Origin of the sequence: Kitasatospora sp. NPDC088134, from assembly GCF_044741705.1 — a bacterium.
Classification (GTDB): domain Bacteria; phylum Actinomycetota; class Actinomycetes; order Streptomycetales; family Streptomycetaceae; genus Kitasatospora.
In genome coordinates, this window is record NZ_JBIUTD010000008.1 from 253,989 (window position 1) to 275,983 (window position 21,995).

The following is a 21,995-nucleotide window of genomic DNA, read 5'->3' on the forward strand; positions in this document are numbered from 1 at the left end:
AGAGCTTGCGGTGCGACGGTGGGGCCCGGCACCACCGAAGGAGGGCCCGTTGACCGCACTGTCCACCCCGCCCCGGGCCGCCCGGCGCGCCGCCACCGCGCGCCGGGGCCTGCCGCCGGACGCCGTCCGGTGCGCCGTGCCCGCGCTGATCGCCCTCGGGGCGCTCGGAGTGCTCGCCCTGTGGTGGTCGGACACCCCCCGGGTGGCCGGCGCCGCGGACTGGCTGACCGGCGCGGGCCGGATCACCGGCCTGCTGGCCGGGTACGCCGCGCCCGTCCTGCTGCTGCTGATGGCCCGGGTCCCGCTGCTGGAGCGCGAGGTCGGCACCGACCGGCTGGCCCGCTGGCACGCCTTCGGCGGCCGCTACCTGGTCGCGCTGCTGACCGCGCACGTGCTGACGATCGTCTGGGGCTACGCGCTGACCGACGGCCGGGGGGTGTGGAGCCAGGGCGTGGAGATCGTGCTGCACTTCCCCGACCTGCTGAAGGCCACCGCCGGGACGCTGCTGCTGCTCGGCACCGGCGCGGTCTCCGCCCGGGCCGCCCGCCGCCGACTGAGCCACGAGACCTGGTACTACCTGCACCTGGCCACCTACCTCGCGGTGGCCCTCGGCTTCGGCCACCAGCTCACCACCGGCGCCGACCTCGGCGACGGCCCGGCCCGGGCCGCCTGGTACCTGCTGTACGTCGGCACCGCTGCCGTGCTCGGCTGGTTCCGGCTGCTGCGGCCCTGGCGGCACGACCGGCGGCACCGGCTCCGGGTGGCCGAGGTCCGCCCGGAGGGCCCGGGCGTGGTGTCGGTCTTCCTGACCGGCCGTCACCTGGACGAACTGCGGCCCGAGCCCGGGCAGTTCTTCCGCCTCCAGTTCGCCGATCCGCGACTGCGCTGGACCTCCAGCCCCTACTCGCTGTCCGCCCCCGCGCACCCGCACTTCCTCCGCTTCACGGTCAAGGACCTGGGCGCGCACAGCGCCGCCGTCGCCGCCCTCGCCCCCGGTACCGCCGTCCGCGCCGAGGGCCCCTACGGGGCGTTCACCGCGCGCCGCCGGCACGGCGCCGGACCGGTGCTGCTGCTCGGCGCGGGCGTCGGCGTCACCCCGCTGCGCGCCCTGTTCGAGACCCTGCCCGGACGGGTGACGCTGGTTCAGCGCGCCCGCCGCCCCGAGGACGTGCTGTTCCGCCGCGAACTCGCCGCCGTCGCGGAACGCGGCGGCCGCCGGGCCCACGAACTCCTCGGCACCCGGCAGCAGGTCGGCCCGCTCGGCCCCGCGCTGGCCCGGCTGGTCCCCGACCTGGCCCGGCACGAGGTCTGGCTGTGCGGCCCCGCCGAGTTCACCGCCGAGGCCGTCCGCGCCCTGCGCGCCGCCGGGGTCCGGCCGTCCCGCATCCACCACGAGTCCTTCGCCCTCTAGGAGCCCCGCCACCATGCGCCGAGCCGTCGTCACCGCCTCCGCGACCGCCGCCGGGGTCGTCCTGCTGCTCTCCCTCAAACCCCACGACCCCGCCGCGCCCGTCACCGCGATCAGCTCCGGCGGCACGGGTCCTGGTGGCACGGGTTCCGGTGGCGGCACGCAGGAAACCGCCAACACCGGCACCGGCGGCGGGACTTCACGGTCCGTCACCGGAGACGCCGTCAGCACCCGCTACGGGCCGGTGCAGGTGAAGGTCGCCCTGGACGCCGACCGGAGGATCACGAAGATCGACGTCGTCCAGTACCCCAGCCGGGACCACCGCGACCAGGAGATCAACAGCTACGCCATCCCCGTCCTCAACCAGGAGGCGCTGGCCGCCCAGAGCGCGAAGATCGACGTGGTCTCCGGCGCCACCTACACCAGCGACGGCTACACCCGCTCGCTGCAGAGCGCGCTCGACAAGGCCGCCGAGTGACCACCCGGGTCGAGCACGTGATGGGGACGGTCTTCTCGATCACCGTCCGCGACCCCGGCCCGCGGACCGCCGCCGCGGTCGAGCGGGTGGTCGAACGGCTGCACCGGATCGACGAGCTGTTCTCCACCTACCGGCCCGGCAGCGAGATCTCCCGGCTCGGCCGGGGCGAGCTCCGGGCCGACGGGTGCGACCCCGAGGTGCGGTGGGTGCTCGACCGCTGCACGGAGCTCGCCGCCGAGACCGGCGGCTGGTTCACCCACCGCCCCGGCGGGCGGCTCGACCCCAGCGGCTACGTGAAGGGCTGGGCCGTCGAGGAGGCGTCCCGCCTGCTGCGCGAGTCCGGCTCGGCGGACCACTGCGTCAACGGCGGCGGCGACGTCCAGACCGCGGGCGGCCCCTGGCGGATCGGGATCGCCGACCCGCACCGCGCGGGGGCCCTCGCCCGGGTCCTGACCGGCCACGACCTCGCCGTCGCCACCTCCGGCACCGCCGAACGCGGCGCCCACGTCCTCGACCCGCACACCGGCCGCCCCGCGACCGGCTACGCCTCCCTCACCCTGGTCGGCACCCGCCTCGCCCGCCTCGACGCCCTCGCCACCGCGGCCTTCGCCATGGGCCCGCCGCACGCACTGCGCTGGCTCGCGGACCACGGCATCACGGCGTTCGCGATCCACCCGGACGGGACCAGGGAAGAGACGTTCGGAAGGAGCGAACCCAGGGGCCCGGGGAACGGCGGGGCCGAGAGGCTGATCGCCGGAACACAGTGGGGCGCAACGGGGCTTTCGCAAAAGAACCTTCGGCCCGAAACGGGGTAGCGCATCGCAGCCTGTTGGACGCCCGCCACTCGGCTCCGCCGTTCCCCGGGCCCCTGACGGGGCTCCTTGGTCAGGAGGTCGAGGTGGCGAGGGCGAGGGTGGTGGCCATGACCGGGCTGGTGAAGGTGTTCGTCGCGTCGCCCGGGGACGGGTGGTAGGAGCCCCACTTGAGGTAGTTGCGGTCGCCGTCCCAGGTGGTGCCGGTGAAGGTGCCGGAGCCGGTGGTGAAGGTCTGCTTGACGCCGTCGTACCAGAAGTCGATGGTGCCGTCGGTGCGGCCGAGGTGGATCTTCAGCGCGTAGGAGTGCCACTTGTCGTTGGCGGTCGGCGCGGTCCACAGCGCGTGCGCGACGTGGTCGGTGTCCCACTCCTGGAGGCGGACCCGCCCGTCGGCGATGTCGATCTCGATGGGGTGGTTGGCCGTGCCGGTGCTGGGCGAGCACTTGAGCTGGAAGACGTAGCGGCTGTCGCTGTCGGCGATGTTCACCCGGGACGACCAGCCGAGGTAGAAGGTGTCGCCGTTCCTGAGGTCGGGCCCGACGGTCTCGCAGCGCTCCTCACCGGCGGCCTGGAAGGCCCGCCAGACCTTGCCCTTGGCGGAGTCGCTGACGACGCCGAAGTTCCCGGCCTTGCACTGGACGTCGTTGAAGGCGGACGGCCCTGCCGCGGTGCTCGGCGTCCACAGGATCTTGCCCGTGACGGGTGCGGGGGCCGGCGCGGGGGTGCTGCCCGTTCCACCCGTGCTGCCCGTTCCACCCGTGCCGCCGGTGCCTGAAGTGCCACCGGTGGAACCCGAACCCGTGGAACCCGACCCCGTGGAGCCCTGGCCGGAGGAGCCGGAGGTGCCCGTGGAGCCCGAGGTGCCCGTGGAGCCCGAGGTGCCGGTGCCGCCGGGCACGATGTCGCCCTGGCGGCCGGTGCCGCTCGGCGCGGGAGTGCTCGGGGCTGCCGTGCCGCCGGGGGCGGGGGTGCCGGTCGGCGGCGGGGCCGGGGCGCCGGCGGGGAGCTTGCCGGGGGCCGTCGCGCGGGGCGGGGCCGCGTCGGCGGAGGCGGCGGGGCCGGTCGCGGAGGCGCAGCCGGTGAGGGCGACACCGGCCGCGAGCAGGGCGGCGGTCCGGTGGAGGCGGTGGTGCGTCATGGGCGTTCCTCGGGTGACGGGGACGTCGGACGGTGCACCGGGACGGGGCGCGCTGCCTGATGCTCCGTCACCGTCGGGGTGGTCGGCGGCGCCGCGGCGCCGGTCGGACCGCTCACGACGCGCACCAGCCCCCCGGGAGGCCCGGGAGCCCGAAAAACGGCGACCGCCGGGGCGGTCGCCGTCCGGGTCCGGGGGCCCGTAGGTTACTTCTTCTTGCTGCCCGGGACCATACAGAGGCCCGCGATCACCGCGAAGGCGAGGATCGGGAGGCCGACGAACAGGCCCAGGGTGGCACCGACGCTCAGGCCGCTGCCCGGGTCGTCGCCGTCGTCGCGCGTGAGCGCCATGGCGGGCGACGACATCAGCATCATCAGCGTGGCCGCCGCGGTGACCGCACCGGCGCGCATTGCGTTCCTCTTGTCCACGTTTTCCAAGGTACCGGCCCCCTACAGCGGGTGGCCCGGCGGGGTGGGCCTGTCGGCGCGTCCGGGTGACGGGGCGTCGAGCGGGGCGAGGGTGGCGGCGATGCCGGCGGTGCCGGGGGCGGCGGCGAGGGCGTCCAGGGTGCGGGGGGTGCCGGTGGCGTCGGCGATCGGGAGCCGCCAGTTGGGGTACTGGTCCCAGGTGCCGGGGAGGTTCTGCGGGCGGGGGTCGCCGACGGTGTCGGGGAGCCAGACGCCGACCAGCTTCGCGGGGGTGGCGAGCAGGAAGGCGTACAGCGCCTCGGGGGTGGTGGGCTCACCCTCGGCGAGCAGGCCGACCCGGACCAACTCGCGCTGCCAGTCGGCGAGTTCGACGTTCGCGGCGTCCTGCTCCTCGCTCAGCGGGCGGGCCAGCAGGCCGAGCCGGTGGCGGAGTTCGACGTGTTCGCCGGTCAGCCGGGCGGCGGTGCTGGGCAGGTCGTGGGTGGTGAGGGTGGCCAGGCAGCCGGGCCGCCAGCGCTCGGGCGGCAGGATCGTCCCGCCGGCCTGCCAGTCGCGTTCGAACCAGAGCACCGAGGTGCCGAGCACGCCGTGCTCGGCGAGCCGTTCCCGGACGCCGGGTTCGACGGTGCCGAGGTCCTCGCCGATGACGGCGGTGCCGGCCCGGTGCGCCTCCAGGGCGAGGACGGCGAGCATCGCCTCGGCGTCGTAGCGGACGTAGGTGCCCTGGGTGGGGCGGGCGCCCTCGGGGACCCACCAGAGCCGGAACAGGCCCATCACGTGGTCGATCCGGATCGCGCCGGCGTGCCGGGCGGCGGCCCGGATCAGCTCGGCGAACGGGGTGTAGCCGGCCTCGGCGAGGGCGTCGGGGCGCCAGGGCGGCAGGCCCCAGTCCTGGCCGTGGGCGTTGAAGGCGTCGGGCGGGGCGCCGGTGGAGATGCCGGTGGCGAGGACGTCCTGCAGGGCCCAGGCGTCGGCGCCGTCGGGGTGGACGCCGACCGCGAGGTCGTGGATCAGGCCGATCGGCATGCCGGCGTCGAGGGCGGCGCGCTGGGCGGCGCCCAGCTGCTCGTCCACCAGCCAGGCCAGCCAGCGGTGGAACTCGATCCGGTCCTTCAGCTCGGCCTTCTCGGCCGCGACCTGGGGGTTGTCGGGGTGGCGCAGGCCCTTCGGCCAGGCGGGCCGGCCGGTGCCGTGCCGCTCGGCGAGGGCGTTCCAGGTCGCGTACCGCTCCAGCCACTCGCCCTCGCGGCGGACGAACGCCCGGTAGGCGGCCTCCCGGCCGACGCCGCGCGGCACGGCGTGCAGCAGTTCCAGGGCCTGCCGCTTGAGCGACCAGACGGCGTCGCGGTCGATCAGGCCGTCGTGCTCCAGCACCTCCTGGCGGAGCAGCCGGGCCCGGCGGGAGAAGTCGTGCGCCTCCGGGCAGCGGGCGTACTCGGGGACGGCCTCGATCCGCAGGTGCACCGGGTCGGCGAAGCGGCGCGAGGACGGCCGGTAGGGGGACGGGTCGGAGGGGGCGCCGGGCAGGCCCGCGTGCAGCGGGTTGATCTGCAGGAAGCCGGCGCCGAGTCCGGCGCCGGCCCACTGGGCGAGTTCGGCGAGGTCGCCGAGGTCGCCCATGCCCCAGGACTGCTCGCCGAGCACCGAGTACAGCTGGGCCAGGAAGCCCCAACTGCGCTGCCGCGGTTCGGGGAGGCGCGGCGGGGCGACGATCAGGGCGGCCCGGCCCTCGCGTTCCCCGGCCCGCGCGGTCAGCACGTGGTGGCCGAGCGGCAGGTCCGCGGGGAGCCACCAGGAGTGGTCGTGCGCCAACTCCCAGGCGCCGCCGTCCTCCAGCTCGATCCGGACGGCGGCGTCGGCGGGCAGGTCGAGCGCGGTGCGGCGGCCCTGCCAGGCGACCACGGTGGGGGGCAGCAGGCGCCGCGCGGTCTCCTCGCGGTGCTGCTCCAGCGCCTTCGCGGCCAGCTCCGGCGTCCCGGCGGGGACGCCGAGCGCGGCCAGCACGGCGCTCAGCGTGCGGGCCCCGACCTGCACCGGCCCGGCCCCGGCGTCGTAGTGGGCGTCCACCCCGTACGCGTGGGCCAGGGCCACCAACTCCGGTGGCGCCGACGGGTTGTCCTCCGCCGGCACCTGCTCGACTCCCGCCTGGTCACGGTCAAGGTATGCGGCCACCCAGCGCACTCCGTCCTCGGACTCCCGAACGCCAACAGCCACAGTCCTACCCGCGCCGCCGCTCCCCGACCCCGACCGACACGGCCCACCGCCCGCACCGGTCGGGTGAACCCGTCCCCGCCGGGTTGCCGTCCGGACCGGTCGTCGCAGCAGCCTCGGCCGCAACGGCCCGCCGGGTCAGGTCCCGCTCAGGGTCGTCGGCCTGCGGTCGGAGTGGAGCAGGTTCAAGAACGCGTGGAACGAGTCGCCGTACGTGCCGAGGTAGGGGCTGTGACCGCCGTAGACCGCCCCGGACGCTCCCAGGAAGATCTGCATGCCGTACCGCGTCAGGCCGAGCGGGGACAGGGGTTCGCCGGCTGCGGCCTCGTACTCGCCGGTCAGGACGGGGAGCCAGGTGCGGCCGACCGCCGCCACCGGATCGATGTCCGTGAAGTCGTCGAGCGTCTTGGTCCAGTAGTGCGGGTGCGTCAGCCGGAGACCGGTGAACTCCCGGGCCGCGGCCAGGGCCGCGGGGCCCGGCACCCGGTCGATCTCCCGCCAGGCGTCCAGGGCCGCGTCGATCGGCACCTGCCGCCCCTCGAACCAGCCGCTCCCGCGGAGCCCTTCCCGGGCCCGGGCCGTCAACTCTCCCATGGTGTCCCCCGATCCTCGTCCCGCTGGTGATCGTACCGGGGCGGCGCGCGGACGTATCGTGCAATATCGGGCATAGCTGCCAGGCTCGTTGACAGGGACGCGGGGAGCTGGTGGGCTGGGTGGGCCGGTCGGCCGAGGGGGCTCGGGGTGGGTCGGCGGGGGGCCGTTGAGCTGGGTGTTTCGGGCGAGGAGGCTCCGGTGCGGGCGCGGGTGTCGGAGATGGCGGGGCGTCGGCTGCGGCAGCGGTGGGAGCAGAGCGCGGCCCTGCGCGAGGTGGTGGAGCATCCGGTGGCGCTGGCCGCCCGGCGGGCGGCGGCCCGGACGGCGCGGCAGGTCGCGCCGCGCGCCGCGGACCGCCTGATCGCCGATCTGAAGGGCACCGCCCCGCTGCTGCCCGAGGTGCGGGCCGAGCGCCGCGCGGGCCGCCGGGGCCGGTCGCTGCGGCTGGCCGCCACGCTCTCCGCGGCGGCCGTGGTCGGCGGCCTGCTGGTCCCGGCGCAGGCCCTCGCCGCCGACCGGGACGGCGGCTACGGGACGGCCCGGCTGCTGGCCGGGAACGCCGGAGAGACCGGAGAGGCCGAACAGGACGCGCCGGCCACCGCCGAGGCACCGCCGCCGCTGGGTTCGCTGACGGACCCGCAGGTCTTCCCGCGCCCGCAGCAGCTGCGGACCGGCGGCCAGGCCGTGGCGGTGCCCCGGCGGGTGACGGTGGTGCTCGCCGACAGCGCGGACGGCCCGGCCACCGACGCGGTGCGCCGGCTGCTGCGGCGGGCGGGCGCCGAGGAGGTGGTGACGGCGGAGCGGGCGCCGGACGCGCCGGCCGCCGGTTCGCTGCTGGTGTTCCTCGGGGGCCCGCACGAGGGCGCCGGCGGGGCGACCGACCGGGCGCTGCGGCAGCTCGCCGCGGCGGCCGGGCTGAAGGACACCGAGGTGCCGGGGCTGGCGGGCCTGCCCTCGGGCGGGTACCTGCTGGCGACCGGGCGGCTGCCCGCCCCGGGCGGCGCGTACGGGGCGGTGGTGCTGGCGGGCGCGGACGGCGCGGGCACCTTCTACGCGGCGCAGAGCCTGGCCCAGCTGCTGGCCCCGGTCGGGCCGGGGCAGGGGCAGGGCGGCGAGGGCGACAAGGGCTTCCCGGGCGTGCTGGTGCGGGACTGGCCGAGCGGCGCGCCGGTGCGCGGCACCGCGGAGGCGTTCTTCGGCGCCCCGTGGAGCGCGGAGCAGCGGCTGGCCGCGGTGGACTTCCTGGGCCGGACCAAGCAGAACTTCTTCCTGTACGCGCCGGGCGGCGACCCGTACCGCTCGCAGCGCTGGCGCGAGCCCTACCCGGCCGCGCGGGAGCGGGAGTTGACCGAGCTGGCGGCCCGGGCCCGGGACAACCACGTGACGCTGGGCTACTCGCTGGCCCCGGCGCAGAACTTCTGCTTCTCCTCCGCCAAGGACGTCGACGCGCTGGTCGCCAAGCTCGACGGGCTGCGGCAACTGGGCTTCCGGGCCTTCCAGTTGGACTTCCTGAACGTCTCCTACGACGAGTGGCACTGCGGCACCGACCGGCGGAAGTTCGGCACCGGCCCGGTGGCCGCGGTGAAGGCGCAGGCCCAGCTGGTGGCGGCGGTGCAGCGGCGGCTGGTCGCGCCGCACCCGGAGCTGGCGCCGCTGGCGGTGGTGCCGACGGAGTACCAGAAGCAGGGCTCGACCCCGTACCGGTCGGCGCTGGCGGCGGCGCTGCCCGCCGAGGTGCGGGTGGTGTGGAGCGGCGGCGCGGTGATCCCGCAGCAGGTGACGGGGGCTCAACTGGCCGAGACCGCCGGGCTGTTCCGCCGCCCGCTGGTGACGCTGGACAACTACCCGGCCAACGACTCGACGCCGGACCGGCTGTTCCTGGACGGCTACCGGGGCCGCGACCCGGAGGTGGCCACCCGCTCGGCGGTGCTGCTGACCTCGGCGATGAGCCGGCCGGTGGCGTCCCGGCTGCCGCTGGCCACGGCCGCGGACTTCGGCTGGCAGCCGGACGGCTACCGGCCCGAGCAGTCCCAGGCGGCCGCGCTGCGGCTGCTCACCGCCGGTCCGGCGCAGCGGGCCGCGGCGGCGGCGCTGGCCGGGAACTCGGCTTCCTCGCCGCTCGGCGGCAAGGAGTCCGCCTACCTGGCGCCGCTGCTGGACCGGTTCTGGGCGGCGGCCGAGCCGGCCGCCGGCACGCCGGTGGACCCGGCCGGACTGGCGGCGGCCGCGCAGCCGCTGCGCGAGGCGTTCTCGGTGATGGCGGACGCCCCGGCCGCGCTGGCCGGCGACCCGCTGGCGGCCGACGCCGCGCCGTGGCTGGACCGGCTGTCGGCGTACGGGGCGGCGGGCCGGGCGGCGCTGGACATGCTGCTGGCGCAGCACGCCGGCGACGGCACCGCGGCCTGGCGGGCCCGGCTGGAGCTGGGCCGGCAGCGGGCGGTGCTGGAGCAGAACCCGGTGACGGTCGGCAAGGGCGTGCTGGACGCGTTCCTGGACCGGGCGGCGAAGTCCGCCGACACCTGGTCGGGCATCACGCCGGGCGCGGTGCCGACCACCACGCTCGGCACCGCGCACGACCACGGCCCGGCGCTGATGGCGGACGGCTCGCAGCAGACCTTCTACTGGTCCTCGGCGCCGCCGCAGCTCGGCGACAGCTTCGGCCTGGACCTGGGCACACCGCGGCCGCTGGGCTCGGTGACGGTGCTGATGGGCTCCTGGGGCGACGACCCGGACGCCGGGCCGGCCGCCGACGACTACCTGCACGACGGGGTGCTGGAGTACTTCAGCGGCTCCGGCGGCTGGCAGCGGCTGGCGACGGTGCACGGGCAGCGCAGCGTCCGGGTGACCGCCCCGGCGGGCACGGTGGCGAAGGCGGTGCGGCTGCGCGCCACCGGCGGGCAGCAGGGCGCCGTCGCGGTGCGCGAGTTCACCGCCGACGCGCCGGACGCGGTGGACGCCGCGGTGTCCGGCCCGCCCGCGCTGCCGGGCTCCTCGCCGGGCGCGGTGCTCTCCGGCGACCCGGACTCGGCGTTCCGGGCGGCGGCCCCGCCGGCGTCGGGCGACGCCCCGCTGACGGTGGCGCTGGGCGCGGCCCGGCCGCTGGACCGGCTGACGGTGCTGACCGATCCGGCGGTGCGGGCCGAGGCGGTGGCGCAGGTCCGCCGGCCGGACGGCAGCTGGGCGGCGCTGGGCCCGGTCCGGCCGGGCTACAACGAGCTGCGGGCCGACGGCGGCCCGGTGGACGCGTTCCGGCTGGTCTGGCAGCCCGGCGGCGAGGCGCCGGTGGTGAACCAGGTGATCCCCTGGTACGCGGACGTCCCGGCGGCCCGGGTGGCGCTGGCCGATCCGACGCTGGACGTGGTGGCGGGCGCGGCGGCCCCGGCGCAGACCCGGGCGACCGTGGAGTCGGGCCGGGCGGACGCGCTGACCGGCGCGCTGACCGCCGAGGTGCCGCCGCTGGCCAAGGGCCTGACGGTGGTTCCGGCCCCGGCGGTGACGGTGCCGCGCGGCGGCCGGGTGGGCGCGCCGGTGCTGGTCACGGCGGCGGCCGGGACGCCGTCGGGCACCTACCGGGTGCCGCTGGTGTTCACCGGCGGCGGGCTGACGGTCCGCCAGGAGCTGCTGGTGCACGTGGTCCCGCCGACCGGCGGCCCGGACCTGGCGCGCGGCGCGAGCGCCTCCTCCTCGGGCGACGCCTCGGCGAAGGGCCCGGCCGCGGCGGTGGCGGACGGCGACCCGAAGTCGGCCTGGACGGCGCCGCCCCAGGACGACGCCTGGGTGCAGCTGCGGCTGCCGCAGCCGGTCCGGCTGGGTTCGGCGGTGCTGCACTGGGGCTCCGCGTACGCGTCGGGGTACCGGGTGGAGACCTCGGCGGACGGCGTGGAGTGGACCACCGTCGCGGTGGTGGAGAACGGGCAGGGCGGCACCGAGACGGTCCGCTTCGACGCCCCGGACGTCCGCCACCTGCGGGTGCAGGGCATCAGCCGGGCCTCCCGGTACGGGTACGCGCTGACCGGGGTCGAGCTGTACGCCGTGCAGGGCCCCTGAGCGGGCGGGCGCAGCGCGGGCGGGCGCACGGCGGGCCGCCGACGCTCCCGCTGCGGAGTGCGTCGGCGGCCCATGAGGCGTACCGAGGTGTCGTGTCGGGCAGGCCCTTGTCTGATCAGGCGGAGAGCGGAGCGTGCTGCTCGCCGCGGCGGACGGGACGGGGACGGACCGGGGCCGGGACCGCGGCCTCGGGGTGCTCGTGGAACTCGACGAACTCGCGGAACTGTTCGAGTCCGCCGTAGGGCTCCAGGTAGGGGCGCCAGCGCGGGTCCTTGATCCCGGTGCCGATGACCCGCCAGGCCAGGCCGCTGGGGGCGGCCGGGGCCCGCTTCATCCGCCAGCCGAGGTCGGCGAGGTGCCGGTCGGCCTTGGTGTGGTTGCAGCGGCGGCAGGCCGCCACCACGTTGTCCCAGCGGTGCTGGCCGCCCCGGCTGCGCGGGATGACGTGGTCCACGCTGGTCGCGGCGGCCCCGCAGTACACGCACCGACCGTGGTCGCGGGCGAACAGCGCCCGCCTGGTCAGCGGTACGGGGCCGCGGTAGGGGACCCGCACGAAACGGGTCAGTTTGACGACGGACGGTGCCTGGACGGCACCGGTGGCGCTGTGCAGTGTGGTTCCCGCATCCTCCAGGGCGATCGCCTTGTGGTTGAGGACGAGGATGAGGGCGCGTCGCATCGAGACGACACCGAGTGGCTCGTACGACGCGTTGAGGACAAGGACATGCGGCACGGGGCCTCCTTGGACGCCTGCGGCGCGTGGCTCGCGCCGAGTCGAGCGGGGCGATCGTGGCCCGTGCGGGACGCGATCTCCCTCAGTGTCGCCTTACGCCGTCGTACGACGCCACCATTTCTCCGTGAACGGGCCGCGCTCGTGCGGTGATCGTGTGCGGTCCGCCATAGCCGGTATGCCCAGCTCGGGGCCGTCCTGCACGTACCGTGCGGGCGGTGGCGCACAGGGTGGCCGAAGCCGCCCGGTGGGCCGTCCGGGCGGGTGAACGGGCTCGCTACAGTGGGGCGATGCTCGCCGATTCCACTCCCGACACCGCGACGCCGACGTTCACCCTGCCGACCAGCGCCGCCGACGTGACCGACACCACCCGGCAGGCGGCCGGCTGGCTGGACGACAACTGGCAGGGCTGGTTGGTCGACGGGCTGCGGATCGTGTTCATCCTGGCGCTGGCGCTGGTGCTGCGGGCGGTGGTCCGGAAGGTCATCGACAAGCTGGTGGCCCGGATGGGGCGGCCCGCGGAGCACGAGAGCGACCACGGGGTGCTGGGCGGGCTGCTGGCCAACAGCGGTGTGGTCAACACCGAGCGGCGGCAGCAGCGTTCCGAGGCGATCGGCTCGGTGCTGCGCTCGGTGGCCTCGTTCTCGATCATGGGCACCGCCTCGCTGATGGCGCTGTCGGTGCTCGGCGTGGACCTGGCCCCGCTGCTGGCCTCGGCCGGCGTGGCCGGCGTGGCGATCGGCTTCGGCGCCCGGAACCTGGTCACCGACTTCCTGTCCGGCGTCTTCATGATCATGGAGGACCAGTACGGCGTCGGCGACGAGATCGACACCGGGGTGGCCACCGGCACCGTGCTGGAGGTCGGCCTGCGGGTCACCAAGCTGCGCGGCGCGGGCGGCGAGATCTGGTACATCCGCAACGGCGAGGTGAAGCGGATCGCCAACATGAGCCAGGGCTGGGGCACCGCCACGATCGACGTCCAGGTCGGGTACAAGGAGGACCTGGAGCGGGTGCAGGAGCTGGTGCTGGAGACCGCCGAGCAGCTGTCCAAGGAGTCCCCGTTCGACGAGCTGATCTGGGGCCGGGTCAAGGTGCTGGGCGTGGAGTCGGTGGCGGTGGACTCGGTGCAGATCCGGATCGAGGCCCGCTGCACGCCCGGCCGGACCGCCGAGGTGGCGCGCGCCCTGCGGCTGCGGCTGAAGGCGGCCTTCGACCTGGCCGGGGTGAAGCTCAAGGAGGAGGCGGCCGCCGTCCCGGCGCAGCCCGCCGCGCCGGAGGTGCTGCCGCCGTCCGCGCTGGCCGACCCGAACTCGGTGCGCTCGCTGGCGACCAAGCCGATACCGACCCAGCTGTAGCGGCACCGCTGCGTGCACGACCTCCGACGACGGCAGGGCCCGGGGCGTTCTCCCCGGGCCCTGCCGTCTGCTTTCCGGTAACGAACGCGTCTCCGACCGTTGACATCGCCGCCCCACGATTGGAAACTTTCCTAACAGTTGGCCGCAGGCGCTCACGCAGAGGAGGATCGGGCCGTGACCACCCGAAACGCACCCCGTTCCCCGCTGGCCGGTACACCGAGCCTGTTGCGGGCCATCAACGACCGCGCCGCGCTGGAGCTGCTGCTCGCTCACGGTCCGCTGTCCCGGACCGGGATCGGCAGCCTGACCGGGCTCTCCAAGCCGACCGCCTCCCAGCTGCTGGCCCGGCTGGAGGCCGTCGGACTGGTGGTGCCGGTCGGCACCACGGCCGGCGGGCCCGGGCCCAACGCCCAGCTGTACCAGGTCAACCCGGCCGCCGGGTACGTCGCGGGCCTGGACGTCACCAGCACCTCGGTGCGGGTCGCGGTCGCCGACATCACCGGCGTGACGCTGGCCGAGCACCGGGTCCCCACCAAGGGCTGGCCGGCCGCCGCCACCGTGCCGCAGGTCGCCGAGGCGGTGGCCGAGACCGTCCGCCGGGCCCAGCTCGCCCCGGACGCGCTGCGCGAGGTGGTGATCGGGATCGGCGGCGCGCCGGACCCGGCCACCGGCAAGCTCCGCTACGCCGCGCACCTGCCGGGCTGGCACTCGCCCCGGCTGGCCGAGGAGCTGGCGGCCGCGATCGGCGCGCCGGTCTCCTTCGAGAACGACGTCAATCTGGCCGCGGTGGCCGAGCAGTCCGGCGGGGCCGCCGCCGGCTGCGAGGACTTCGTGCTGCTGTGGGCCGAGGAGGGCGTCGGCGCGGCGATCGTGCTGGCCGGGCGCCTGCACCGGGGCTTCACCGGCGGCGCCGGCGAGGTCGGCTACATGCCGGTGCCGGACGCCCCCGCGAAGCTGCGGACCCGGCAGAAGGTGGCCGGCGGCTACCAGGACCTGGTCGGCGACCCGGCCGTGCTGGCGCTGGCCCGCCGGCACGGGCTGCGCGGCACCGACGCCGCCCAGGTGGTGGCCGACGCGCTGACCGCCCCCGAAGGCAACGCCTTCCTGGCCGAGCTGGCCGAACGGCTGGCGGTCGGGCTGGCGGTGATCGCCTCGGTGGTCGACCCGGAGCTGATCGTGCTGTCCGGCGGCACCCCCACCGCCGGCGGCGAACGCCTGCGGGAGCTGGTCCAGGAGGCGCTGGGCCGGATGTCCATCCCGCGGCCCGAGGTGCGGCTGTCCACCGTGCCCGGCTCCCCCGTCCTGACCGGCGCGCTGCAGCGCGCGCTGGCCACCGCCCGGGACGCCCTGTTCAGCACGCACTGACCGTTCACCCCACCCTGTTACACCGACCCGATGCACACCGTCCCCGCTCCCGTCCCCCCGCAGGGGTCGCCGGGCCCTGCCGCCCTGCCCCCGCACCCTCGCAAGGAGAGCAACACCGTGGACCTGACCCGCAGATACCGCCGGCCGCTGGCCGCGCTCACCGCCGCCGTCTGCACCGCACTGCTGGCCTCCGCCTGCACCGGCACCAACGCGGCCGGCGGGGACGACGAATCGGCGTCCGGCAAGGACGTCACCATCACCTTCTGGCACGGCTGGAGCCAGGACAACGAGGTGAAGGCGATCAACGACAACGTCGCCGCCTTCGAGAAGGCGCACCCGAACATCCACGTCAAGGTGGTCGGGAACATCGCGGACGACAAGAGCGACCAGGCACTGCGCGCGGGCGGACCGGACGCGCCGGACGTGGTCTCCTCCTTCACCACCGACAACGTCGGCAAGTTCTGCTCCTCGCACGTGTGGACGGACCTCGGGCCGCTGCTGAAGAAGGACGGCATCGACCCGGCCAAGACCTTCCCGGCCGCGATGCTCAAGTACAGCCAGTTCGAGGGCAACCAGTGCTCGCTGCCGCTGCTCGGCGACGCCTACGGCCTGTACTGGAACAAGAAGATGTTCGCCGACGCCGGGTACACCCAGCCGCCGAAGACCTTCAGCGAGCTCGCCGAGATGGCGGCCAAGCTGACCGTCCCCGACGGCGACTCGTACAAGCAGCTCGGCTTCATGCCGAACTACCACGGCTACGAGACCTCGATCGCGCACTACCTGGGCCAGTACGGCTCGACCTACTTCGGCGCCGACGGCAAGTCCAACGTGGCCACCGACCCGACCGTGGCGGCCGGGCTGACCTGGCAGAAGTCGCTGGTCGACAAGCTCGGCGGGTTCGAGAAGCTGGAGAAGTACCGGACCACCTTCGGCGACGAGTTCAGCGCCAAGAACCCGTTCACCGCCGGGCAGGTGGCGATGAGCCTGGACGGCGAGTGGCGGACCGCCTCGCTGGCCGAGGACAAGCCGGACTTCGAGTGGGCGACCGCGCCGTTCCCGGTGCCGGACGACCAGGCGGCGACCTACGGCCGCGGCTACCAGACCGGCACCATCATCGGCATCGCCAGCGGCTCCAAGAAGCGCACCGCGGCCTGGGAGTTCGTCAAGTTCCTGACCACCGACACGGACGCGGTGGTGTCCTTCGCCAACGCGATCCACAACGTGCCCAGCACGCTGGCCGCGCTGGACTCGCCGAAGCTGGACGCCGACCCGAACTTCCGCACCTTCATCGACATCGCCAAGAACCCGAACTCCTCGACCACCCCGGCGAGCGTCAACGGCGGCGCCTACCAGGTCTCGCTGCAGAACCTGAGCTTCGAGGTCGAGGCCGGCCGGAAGAGCGACCTCAAGGCGGGCCTCGCGGCCACCGCCAAGGAGATCGACGACGCCGTCAACCAGGCGAAGTGACGCGGACGCCATGGCACTCGTGAGCTCCACCGTCCCGCCGGCGCTGCGCAGGAAGCGCCGGCGGGAGCGGGCCAGGACCCTGGCCTTCCTCTCCCCCTGGCTGATCGGCTTCGGCGTCTTCTTCCTGTACCCGATGGTCTCCACCGTCTACTTCTCGTTCATGCACTACGACGGGTTCCTGGCGCCGACCTTCTCCGGCTTCCAGAACTGGGACTTCGTCTTCACCAAGTACCCGGCGTTCTGGCCGGGCCTGCGCAACACGCTCTGGCTGGTCGTGGTGATGGTCACCCTGCGGGTGGCGTTCGGCCTCGGCATCGGCATGCTGATCACCAAGGTGAAGACCGGCGCCGGGTTCTTCCGGACCGCCTTCTACCTGCCGTACCTGGCCCCGCCGGTGGCCGCCACGATGGCCTTCGCCTTCCTGCTCAACCCCGGCACCGGCCCGGTCAACCACCTGCTGGGCGAGCTCGGCCTGCCGCAGCCCGGCTGGTTCACCGCCCCGTCCTGGTCGAAGCCGGCCCTGACCATGCTGGCCATGTGGGGCATCGGCGACCTGATGGTGATCTTCATGGCGGCGCTGCTGGACGTCCCCCGGGAGCAGTACGAGGCCGCCGAGCTGGACGGCGCGAGCGCGCTGCAGCGGTTCCGGTACGTCACCCTGCCGAACATCTCGCCGATCGTGATGTTCGCCGTGGTCACCGGCGTGATCCAGACCATGCAGTACTACACCCAGGCGATCGTGGCCGGGAAGGTCGCCTCCGGCGTGATCGGCGGCTCCGGGCAGCAGTTCGAGTCCGGCTACCCGCACGGCTCCACCTGGACGCTGCCGCAGATGGTCTACAACCTCGGCTTCCAGCACCACGACTACGGCTCCGCCTGCGTCGTCGCCGTCATCCTGTTCGCCCTGTCGATGGCGTTCACCTCGTTCCTGCTGCGACGCAAGTCCGGCTTCCTGACGGAGGACTGATCCCCGTGGCCGTCGCCTCCACCCTCCCCCGCCGGCGCACCGCCGCGGCCTCCGCCGCCGAACGCACCGCCCGCCGCCGCACCGTCCTGAACTGGGTCGCGGTGCACGCGCTGGCGATCGCCGCCGCGCTGTTCTTCGTGCTGCCCTTCGTGTTCGTCTTCCTCACCTCGGTGATGACGGACAAGCAGGCGCTCACCTCCGACCTGTGGCCGCACCACTGGCAGTGGTCGAACTTCACCAAGGTGTGGAACACCGACGGCTTCCTGGTCTGGTGGCGCAACACCCTGCTGTACGCGGCGGCCGGCACCGCGCTGACCGTCGTCTCCAGCCTGCCGGTGGCCTACGCGCTGGCCAAGTTCCGCTTCCGCGGCCGCAACCTGGCCCTGATGGCGGTCGTCTCGATGATGATGCTGCCGCCGCAGGTCACCGTCATCCCGATGTACCTGTTCTGGGCGAAGCAGCTGCACCTGTCCGGCTCGCTCTGGCCGCTGATCATCCCGATGGCGTTCGGCGACGCCTTCTCGATCTTCCTGCTGCGCCAGTTCCTGCTGACCATTCCCAAGGAGTACATGGAGGCCGCCCGGATCGACGGCTGCGGCGAACTGCGCACCCTGCTGCGGGTGGTGCTGCCGATGGCGAAGCCCGCCGTCGCCGCCGTCGCGCTGTTCCAGTTCTTCTACTGCTGGAACGACTACTTCGGACCGCAGATCTACGCCTCCGAGAACCCGGGCGCCTGGACCCTCAGCTACGGCCTGGACTCCTTCAAGAGTGCCCACCACACCAACTGGAACCTCACCATGGCGGCCACGCTGCTGGTGATGGCGCCGGTGCTCGTTCTGTTCTTCTTCGCACAACGCGCCTTCATCGAGGGCGTCACACTGACAGGGGTCAAGGGCTGATGTCCGCACTGAAGCTGGCAATCGTCGGCGGTGGTTCCACCTACACGCCGGAGTTGATCGACGGGTTCGCGCGGCTGCGCGACACCCTGCCGATCGGCGAACTCGTGCTGATCGACCCGGCCGCCGACCGGCTGGAGCTGATCGCCGGGCTGGCCCGCCGGATCTTCGCCAAGCAGGGGCACCCCGCGACCGTCTCCACCGCCACCGACGTCGCGGCCGGCGTCCAGGGCGCCGACGCGGTGCTGCTGCAGCTGCGCGTCGGCGGCCAGGCCGCCCGCAACCAGGACGAGACCTGGCCGCTGGAGTGCGGCTGCGTCGGCCAGGAGACCACCGGCGCGGGCGGCCTCGCCAAGGCGCTGCGCACCGTCCCGGTGGTGCTGGACATCGCCGAGCAGGTCCGCCGGGCCAACCCGGACGCCTGGATCGTCGACTTCACCAACCCGGTCGGCATCGTCACCCGCGCCCTGCAGACCGCCGGGCACAAGGCCGTCGGCCTGTGCAACGTGGCGATCGGCTTCCAGCGCAAGTTCGCCGCCCACCTGGGCGTCGCCCCCGAGCTGGTCCGCCTCGACCACGTCGGCCTGAACCACCTCACCTGGGAGCGCGGCGTCACCCTGCTCGACGCCCCCGACGCCGCCACCGGCCGCGAGGTGCTGCCGCAGCTGCTCGCCGAGCACGGCGAGGAGATCGCCGCCGACCTGCTGCTGCCCCGGCCGGTGATCGAGCGCCTCGGCGTCGTCCCCTCCTACTACCTGCGCTACTTCTACCAGCACGACCAGGTGGTGCAGGAACTGAAGGTCAAGGGCTCGCGGGCCGCCGAGGTCGCCGCGATCGAGAAGCAGCTGCTGGAGCTGTACGCCGACCCGGCCCTGGACACCAAGCCGGAGCTGCTCGGCAAGCGCGGCGGCGCGTTCTACTCCGAGGCCGCCGTCCAGCTGATCGCCTCGCTGCTGGGCACCGACGGCCGCACCACCGTGCAGGTGGTCAACACCCGCAACGACGGCGTGCTGCCCTTCCTGCCCGACGACGCGGTGATCGAGGTCCCCGCCGAGGTCGACGCGGCCGGCGTCCGCCCGCTCGCCCAGCGCCCGGTCGAGCCGCTGTACGCGGGCCTGATCGCCAACGTCACCGCGTACGAGCACCTGGCGCTGGACGCCGCGCTCAAGGGCGGCCGGGACCGGGTCTTCGACGCGCTGCTGGCGCACCCGCTGGTCGGCCAGCTGGCCCTGGCCGAGCAGCTCACCGACCGGCTGCTCGCGCACAACCGCGACCACCTGGCCTGGGCGTGACCCCCGCCATGCGCACCCGCTCCACCACCACCCGCTCCACCGTCCGCACCACCACCGGGCACCACCAGAGGGGGGCCGGCCGATGAGCCACGCCGAACACCTGCCCGGCGTCCTCGCCATAGACGCCGGCAACAGCAAGACCGACCTCGCGCTGGTCTCCGTCGAGGGGCGGGTGCTGGCCACCGCCCGCGGCGGCGGCTTCCAGCCGCAGATCACCGGCGCGGCGGGGGCCGTCGACGCGCTGGCGCCGCTGGTCGCCGACCTGGCCCGGCAGGCCGGGGCGGACCTGCAGCCCGGCGGCCGCCCGCTGACCAGCCACGTCAGCGCCTGCCTGGCCAACGCCGACCTGCCGATCGAGGAGCAGCAGCTGCACGCGGCGATCACCGCGCACGGCTGGGCGCCGTCCGCGTACGTCGCCAACGACACCTTCGGGCTGCTGCGGGCCGGCACCGACGGTCCCGAAGGGGTGGCCGTCGTGTGCGGCGCCGGCATCAACTGCGTCGGCCTGCGGCCGGACGGGCGCACCGCCCGCTGGCCCGCGCTCGGCGAGCTGACCGGCGACTGGGGCGGCGGCGGCGGGCTGGCCCGGGCCGCGATGTGGCACGCCGCCCGGGCCGAGGACGGCCGCGGCGGGCCGACCCTGCTGTCCGCGATGATCGGCGCGCACTTCGGGGTGGCCGGCGCCAACGCGCTCGCCGAGGCGCTGCACCTGGGGCGGATCGAGGAGTCCCGGCTGCACGAGGTGGCGCAGGTGCTGTTCGCCGCCGCCGAGGCCGGCGACGCGACCGCGCTGCGGCTGGTCGACCGGCAGGCCGACGAGGTGGCCCGGCTGGCGGTGATCGCGCTGACCCGGCTGGAGCTGCTGGAGCGCCCCGTCCCGGTGGTGCTCGGCGGCGGCGTGCTGGCCTCCCGGCAGCCGCTGCTGCTGGACAACGTGCTGGCCCGGCTGGCCGCGGCGGCGCCGCTCGCCGAGCCGCGCGTGGTGGTCGCCCCGCCGGTGCTCGGCGCGGCCCTGCTCGGCCTGGACCACCTGGCCGCCGACCCGGCCGCGCACCACCGGCTGCGCGACGCCTACCTGACGGACCGTCCGGTCGCTGCCTGACCCGCCGTCACCACCAGACCCGCCGCCGGCGGGGGCCCCGGGGTACCGCACATACCCCGTCCCGCTCCCGCCGGCGGCGTCCGGCATTCCCGGTGCCTCAGAACTCCAGGTCCTCGTCCAGGGCGGAGGCGAGCAGGGCGTTCGCCGCCAGCAGCCCCTCGGGCGCCGGACAGGGCCTGGACGTGCGGCGTGCAGGCCGGGTCGTCCTCGTCGGCGCGCGGGCCGAGGACCATGACCTGGGCCAGGACCCGCGCCGATCACGAAACCGGAGAAGACCCGCGGGCCGCAGCGGCCCGGCGGGGGGTGTCAGCGGGTCAGGTCCCAGTCGAGGCTGTCGGTGAGCGCGGGCAGCAGCTCCGGGTCGATCACCGCCGGGGTGGGGTCGGTGGCGGTGGCGGTCAGCCGGTGGTGCAGGCGCTTCGGGCCGGTCAGGTGCAGGGCGGCGAGGTCCAGCCGGGTGCGGTCGCGCAGGGCCGTCAGCTCGCGGCCGTCGAGGTACCAGCGCACGCGGGTGCCGGCGACCGGCAGGGCGATCTCGACCCGGTCGGCCGGGGTGAGCGTCCCGGTGGCCGGGGTGGTGCTGGTGAGGGTCGACGCGTAGCGGTAGAACCCGGCGATCATCGCCTCGCGGCCGGGCAGGCTGAACTCGCGGCCCAGCGACCGCATGATCGAGTTGTCGGTGGGCCGGTAGAGGCCGGTCGGGTAGTAGCCGCCGCCGAGGTAGGCGCCGACCGTGCCGCCGTCCGGCGAGGCCTGGCCGAGCCACCGGTACCACTTGGTCCTCGCGCGCCGCATCCGGTCGGCGGTGAGCCGGCTGAGGTTGGCCTCGGCCGGCTCGGCCCCCGGGTACGGGCCCTGGCCGTCGTACCAGTACTCGTCGGCCAGGTGCCCCAGCGAGTGCCCGGTCTCGTGGACGGCTATCTGCCCCGACCGGTCGTTGCCGCCGGAGACGGTGGCGATGCCCGAGTAGCCGAGCGGGGAGACCAGGTCGTTGTAGCCGGCGCCGCCGTACTTGGTGCTGTTGGCGACCACCAGCACCAGGTCGGCCTGCGGCGCCCTGGCCGCGTACCGGTCGACGGCGTCGGTGTCGACGCACAGCAGGCGCTCGACGTCGCCGCACCAGAAATAAGAGCCGAGCGCGGTGCGGCGGACCGTCGCCCGGTCCGGGTCGCCGGAGACGCCGGACTCCGCGGACACCGCCTGCACCGCCCAGACGTTGAACAGCCCGCGGTAGCTCGCGTACGGCTCGACGGCCGAGATCTCCTGCCACTTGGCCGCCGCGTCGGTCAGGAACCTGCCCTGCTCGGCCGCGGTGTAGCCGTCGCCGACGACCACCAGGTCGAGCTTGGCGCTGGTCGGACCGGCCTGGACGATCGGGGTGACCGTGCCGTCGGCGCCGTCCGCGGCAAGGGCGCTGGGGGCGGCGGTGAACGGCGAGCGGGTCGGGACCCGGGCGTGGGAGATCGAGCCGTCCTCCCCGAACGCCTCGACCTGCCGGGTGGCCCCCACCGGGGCCGCCGGGCTCGGCGGGGCGGGGGCGGCGACGGCCGGCTGGGCGAGGCCGGCGCCGGTCAGCGCCAGTACCGCACCCAGGGCCATGGCAGCGAGACTTCTGGTGCGCACGGTGGAACTCCCGTCGATCGACGTTAAATTGATGGATAATCAGAGTTACGTGCCGAGTTAATGTAGGTCATCGCCACGTCCCCGA

The 21,995-nt window shown here is 74.8% G+C and carries 17 protein-coding genes; 11 read left to right on the forward strand and 6 right to left on the reverse strand.

Annotated elements, in window-relative coordinates; all coding sequences use genetic code 11:
* Positions 1-49 precede the first annotated feature (49 nt).
* Genes ACIOHG_RS16130 through ACIOHG_RS16140 form a run of 3 tightly spaced genes read left to right on the forward strand, consistent with a single transcriptional unit; the run spans position 50 to position 2,701 of the window.
* Positions 50-1,411, forward strand: coding sequence for a ferric reductase-like transmembrane domain-containing protein (locus ACIOHG_RS16130; protein WP_400950481.1), 1,362 nt, complete (start codon positions 50-52; stop codon positions 1,409-1,411).
* A 13-nt stretch (positions 1,412-1,424) separates the two neighbouring features.
* Positions 1,425-1,886: an FMN-binding protein gene (locus ACIOHG_RS16135; RefSeq protein ID WP_400950483.1), complete on the forward strand. Its 462-nt coding sequence runs from the start codon at positions 1,425-1,427 to the stop codon at positions 1,884-1,886.
* Positions 1,887-1,906: 20 nt separating this feature from the next.
* Positions 1,907-2,701 carry an FAD:protein FMN transferase gene (locus tag ACIOHG_RS16140; protein WP_400716346.1) on the forward strand — a complete coding sequence of 265 codons (795 nt, stop codon included), beginning with the start codon at positions 1,907-1,909 and terminating at the stop codon, positions 2,699-2,701.
* A gap of 70 nt (positions 2,702-2,771) precedes the next feature.
* Here ACIOHG_RS16140 and ACIOHG_RS16145 read toward each other — a convergent pair whose 3' ends face one another.
* From ACIOHG_RS16145 to ACIOHG_RS16160, 4 genes are all read right to left on the reverse strand, one after another.
* Complete coding sequence (locus ACIOHG_RS16145) at positions 2,772-3,839, reverse strand: hypothetical protein (protein ID WP_400950485.1); 1,068 nt, start codon at positions 3,837-3,839, stop codon at positions 2,772-2,774.
* Positions 3,840-4,042: 203 nt separating this feature from the next.
* Positions 4,043-4,264, reverse strand: coding sequence for a hypothetical protein (locus tag ACIOHG_RS16150; protein ID WP_400950488.1), 222 nt, complete (start codon positions 4,262-4,264; stop codon positions 4,043-4,045).
* A gap of 21 nt (positions 4,265-4,285) precedes the next feature.
* Positions 4,286-6,394: a 4-alpha-glucanotransferase gene (gene malQ, locus ACIOHG_RS16155; protein WP_400950616.1), complete on the reverse strand. Its 2,109-nt coding sequence runs from the start codon at positions 6,392-6,394 to the stop codon at positions 4,286-4,288.
* 219 nt (positions 6,395-6,613) lie between these two features.
* Positions 6,614-7,069, reverse strand: coding sequence for an SUKH-3 domain-containing protein (locus ACIOHG_RS16160; RefSeq protein ID WP_400950489.1), 456 nt, complete (start codon positions 7,067-7,069; stop codon positions 6,614-6,616).
* A gap of 198 nt (positions 7,070-7,267) precedes the next feature.
* Here ACIOHG_RS16160 and ACIOHG_RS16165 point away from each other — a divergent pair, with 198 nt between their 5' ends.
* Entirely contained in the window at positions 7,268-11,116 is a 3,849-nt protein-coding gene (locus ACIOHG_RS16165) for a beta-N-acetylglucosaminidase domain-containing protein (RefSeq protein WP_400950491.1), read from the forward strand.
* Positions 11,117-11,231: 115 nt separating this feature from the next.
* Here ACIOHG_RS16165 and ACIOHG_RS16170 read toward each other — a convergent pair whose 3' ends face one another.
* Positions 11,232-11,846: an HNH endonuclease gene (locus ACIOHG_RS16170; protein ID WP_400950493.1), complete on the reverse strand. Its 615-nt coding sequence runs from the start codon at positions 11,844-11,846 to the stop codon at positions 11,232-11,234.
* Positions 11,847-12,133: 287 nt separating this feature from the next.
* Between ACIOHG_RS16170 and ACIOHG_RS16175 the strand changes: the two genes are divergently transcribed.
* From ACIOHG_RS16175 to ACIOHG_RS16205, 7 genes are all read left to right on the forward strand, one after another.
* The gene (locus ACIOHG_RS16175; RefSeq protein WP_400950495.1) at positions 12,134-13,198 is read left to right on the forward strand and encodes a mechanosensitive ion channel family protein; all 1,065 of its coding nucleotides are present in this window, start codon (positions 12,134-12,136) and stop codon (positions 13,196-13,198) included.
* A gap of 174 nt (positions 13,199-13,372) precedes the next feature.
* Positions 13,373-14,563, forward strand: a complete 1,191-nt coding sequence (locus tag ACIOHG_RS16180; protein ID WP_400950498.1) for an ROK family transcriptional regulator — start codon at positions 13,373-13,375, stop codon at positions 14,561-14,563.
* Between the two features lie 117 nt (positions 14,564-14,680).
* The gene (locus ACIOHG_RS16185; RefSeq protein WP_400950499.1) at positions 14,681-16,030 is read left to right on the forward strand and encodes an ABC transporter substrate-binding protein; all 1,350 of its coding nucleotides are present in this window, start codon (positions 14,681-14,683) and stop codon (positions 16,028-16,030) included.
* Positions 16,031-16,040: 10 nt separating this feature from the next.
* A complete protein-coding gene (locus ACIOHG_RS16190; RefSeq protein WP_400950502.1) occupies positions 16,041-16,997 on the forward strand; it encodes a carbohydrate ABC transporter permease in 957 nt (318 codons plus the stop codon).
* 5 nt (positions 16,998-17,002) lie between these two features.
* Positions 17,003-17,896: a carbohydrate ABC transporter permease gene (locus ACIOHG_RS16195; RefSeq protein ID WP_400950503.1), complete on the forward strand. Its 894-nt coding sequence runs from the start codon at positions 17,003-17,005 to the stop codon at positions 17,894-17,896.
* Positions 17,897-17,904: 8 nt separating this feature from the next.
* Positions 17,905-19,185 (forward strand): 6-phospho-beta-glucosidase, encoded by a 1,281-nt coding sequence (locus ACIOHG_RS16200; protein ID WP_400950617.1) that lies wholly within the window; start codon positions 17,905-17,907, stop codon positions 19,183-19,185.
* Between the two features lie 82 nt (positions 19,186-19,267).
* Entirely contained in the window at positions 19,268-20,287 is a 1,020-nt protein-coding gene (locus ACIOHG_RS16205; RefSeq protein WP_400950505.1) for an N-acetylglucosamine kinase, read from the forward strand.
* A 306-nt stretch (positions 20,288-20,593) separates the two neighbouring features.
* On the opposite strand, the gene ACIOHG_RS16210 is transcribed toward ACIOHG_RS16205, so the two are convergent.
* Entirely contained in the window at positions 20,594-21,910 is a 1,317-nt protein-coding gene (locus ACIOHG_RS16210; protein WP_400950507.1) for a M64 family metallopeptidase, read from the reverse strand.
* Between the last annotated feature and the right edge of the window lie 85 nt (positions 21,911-21,995).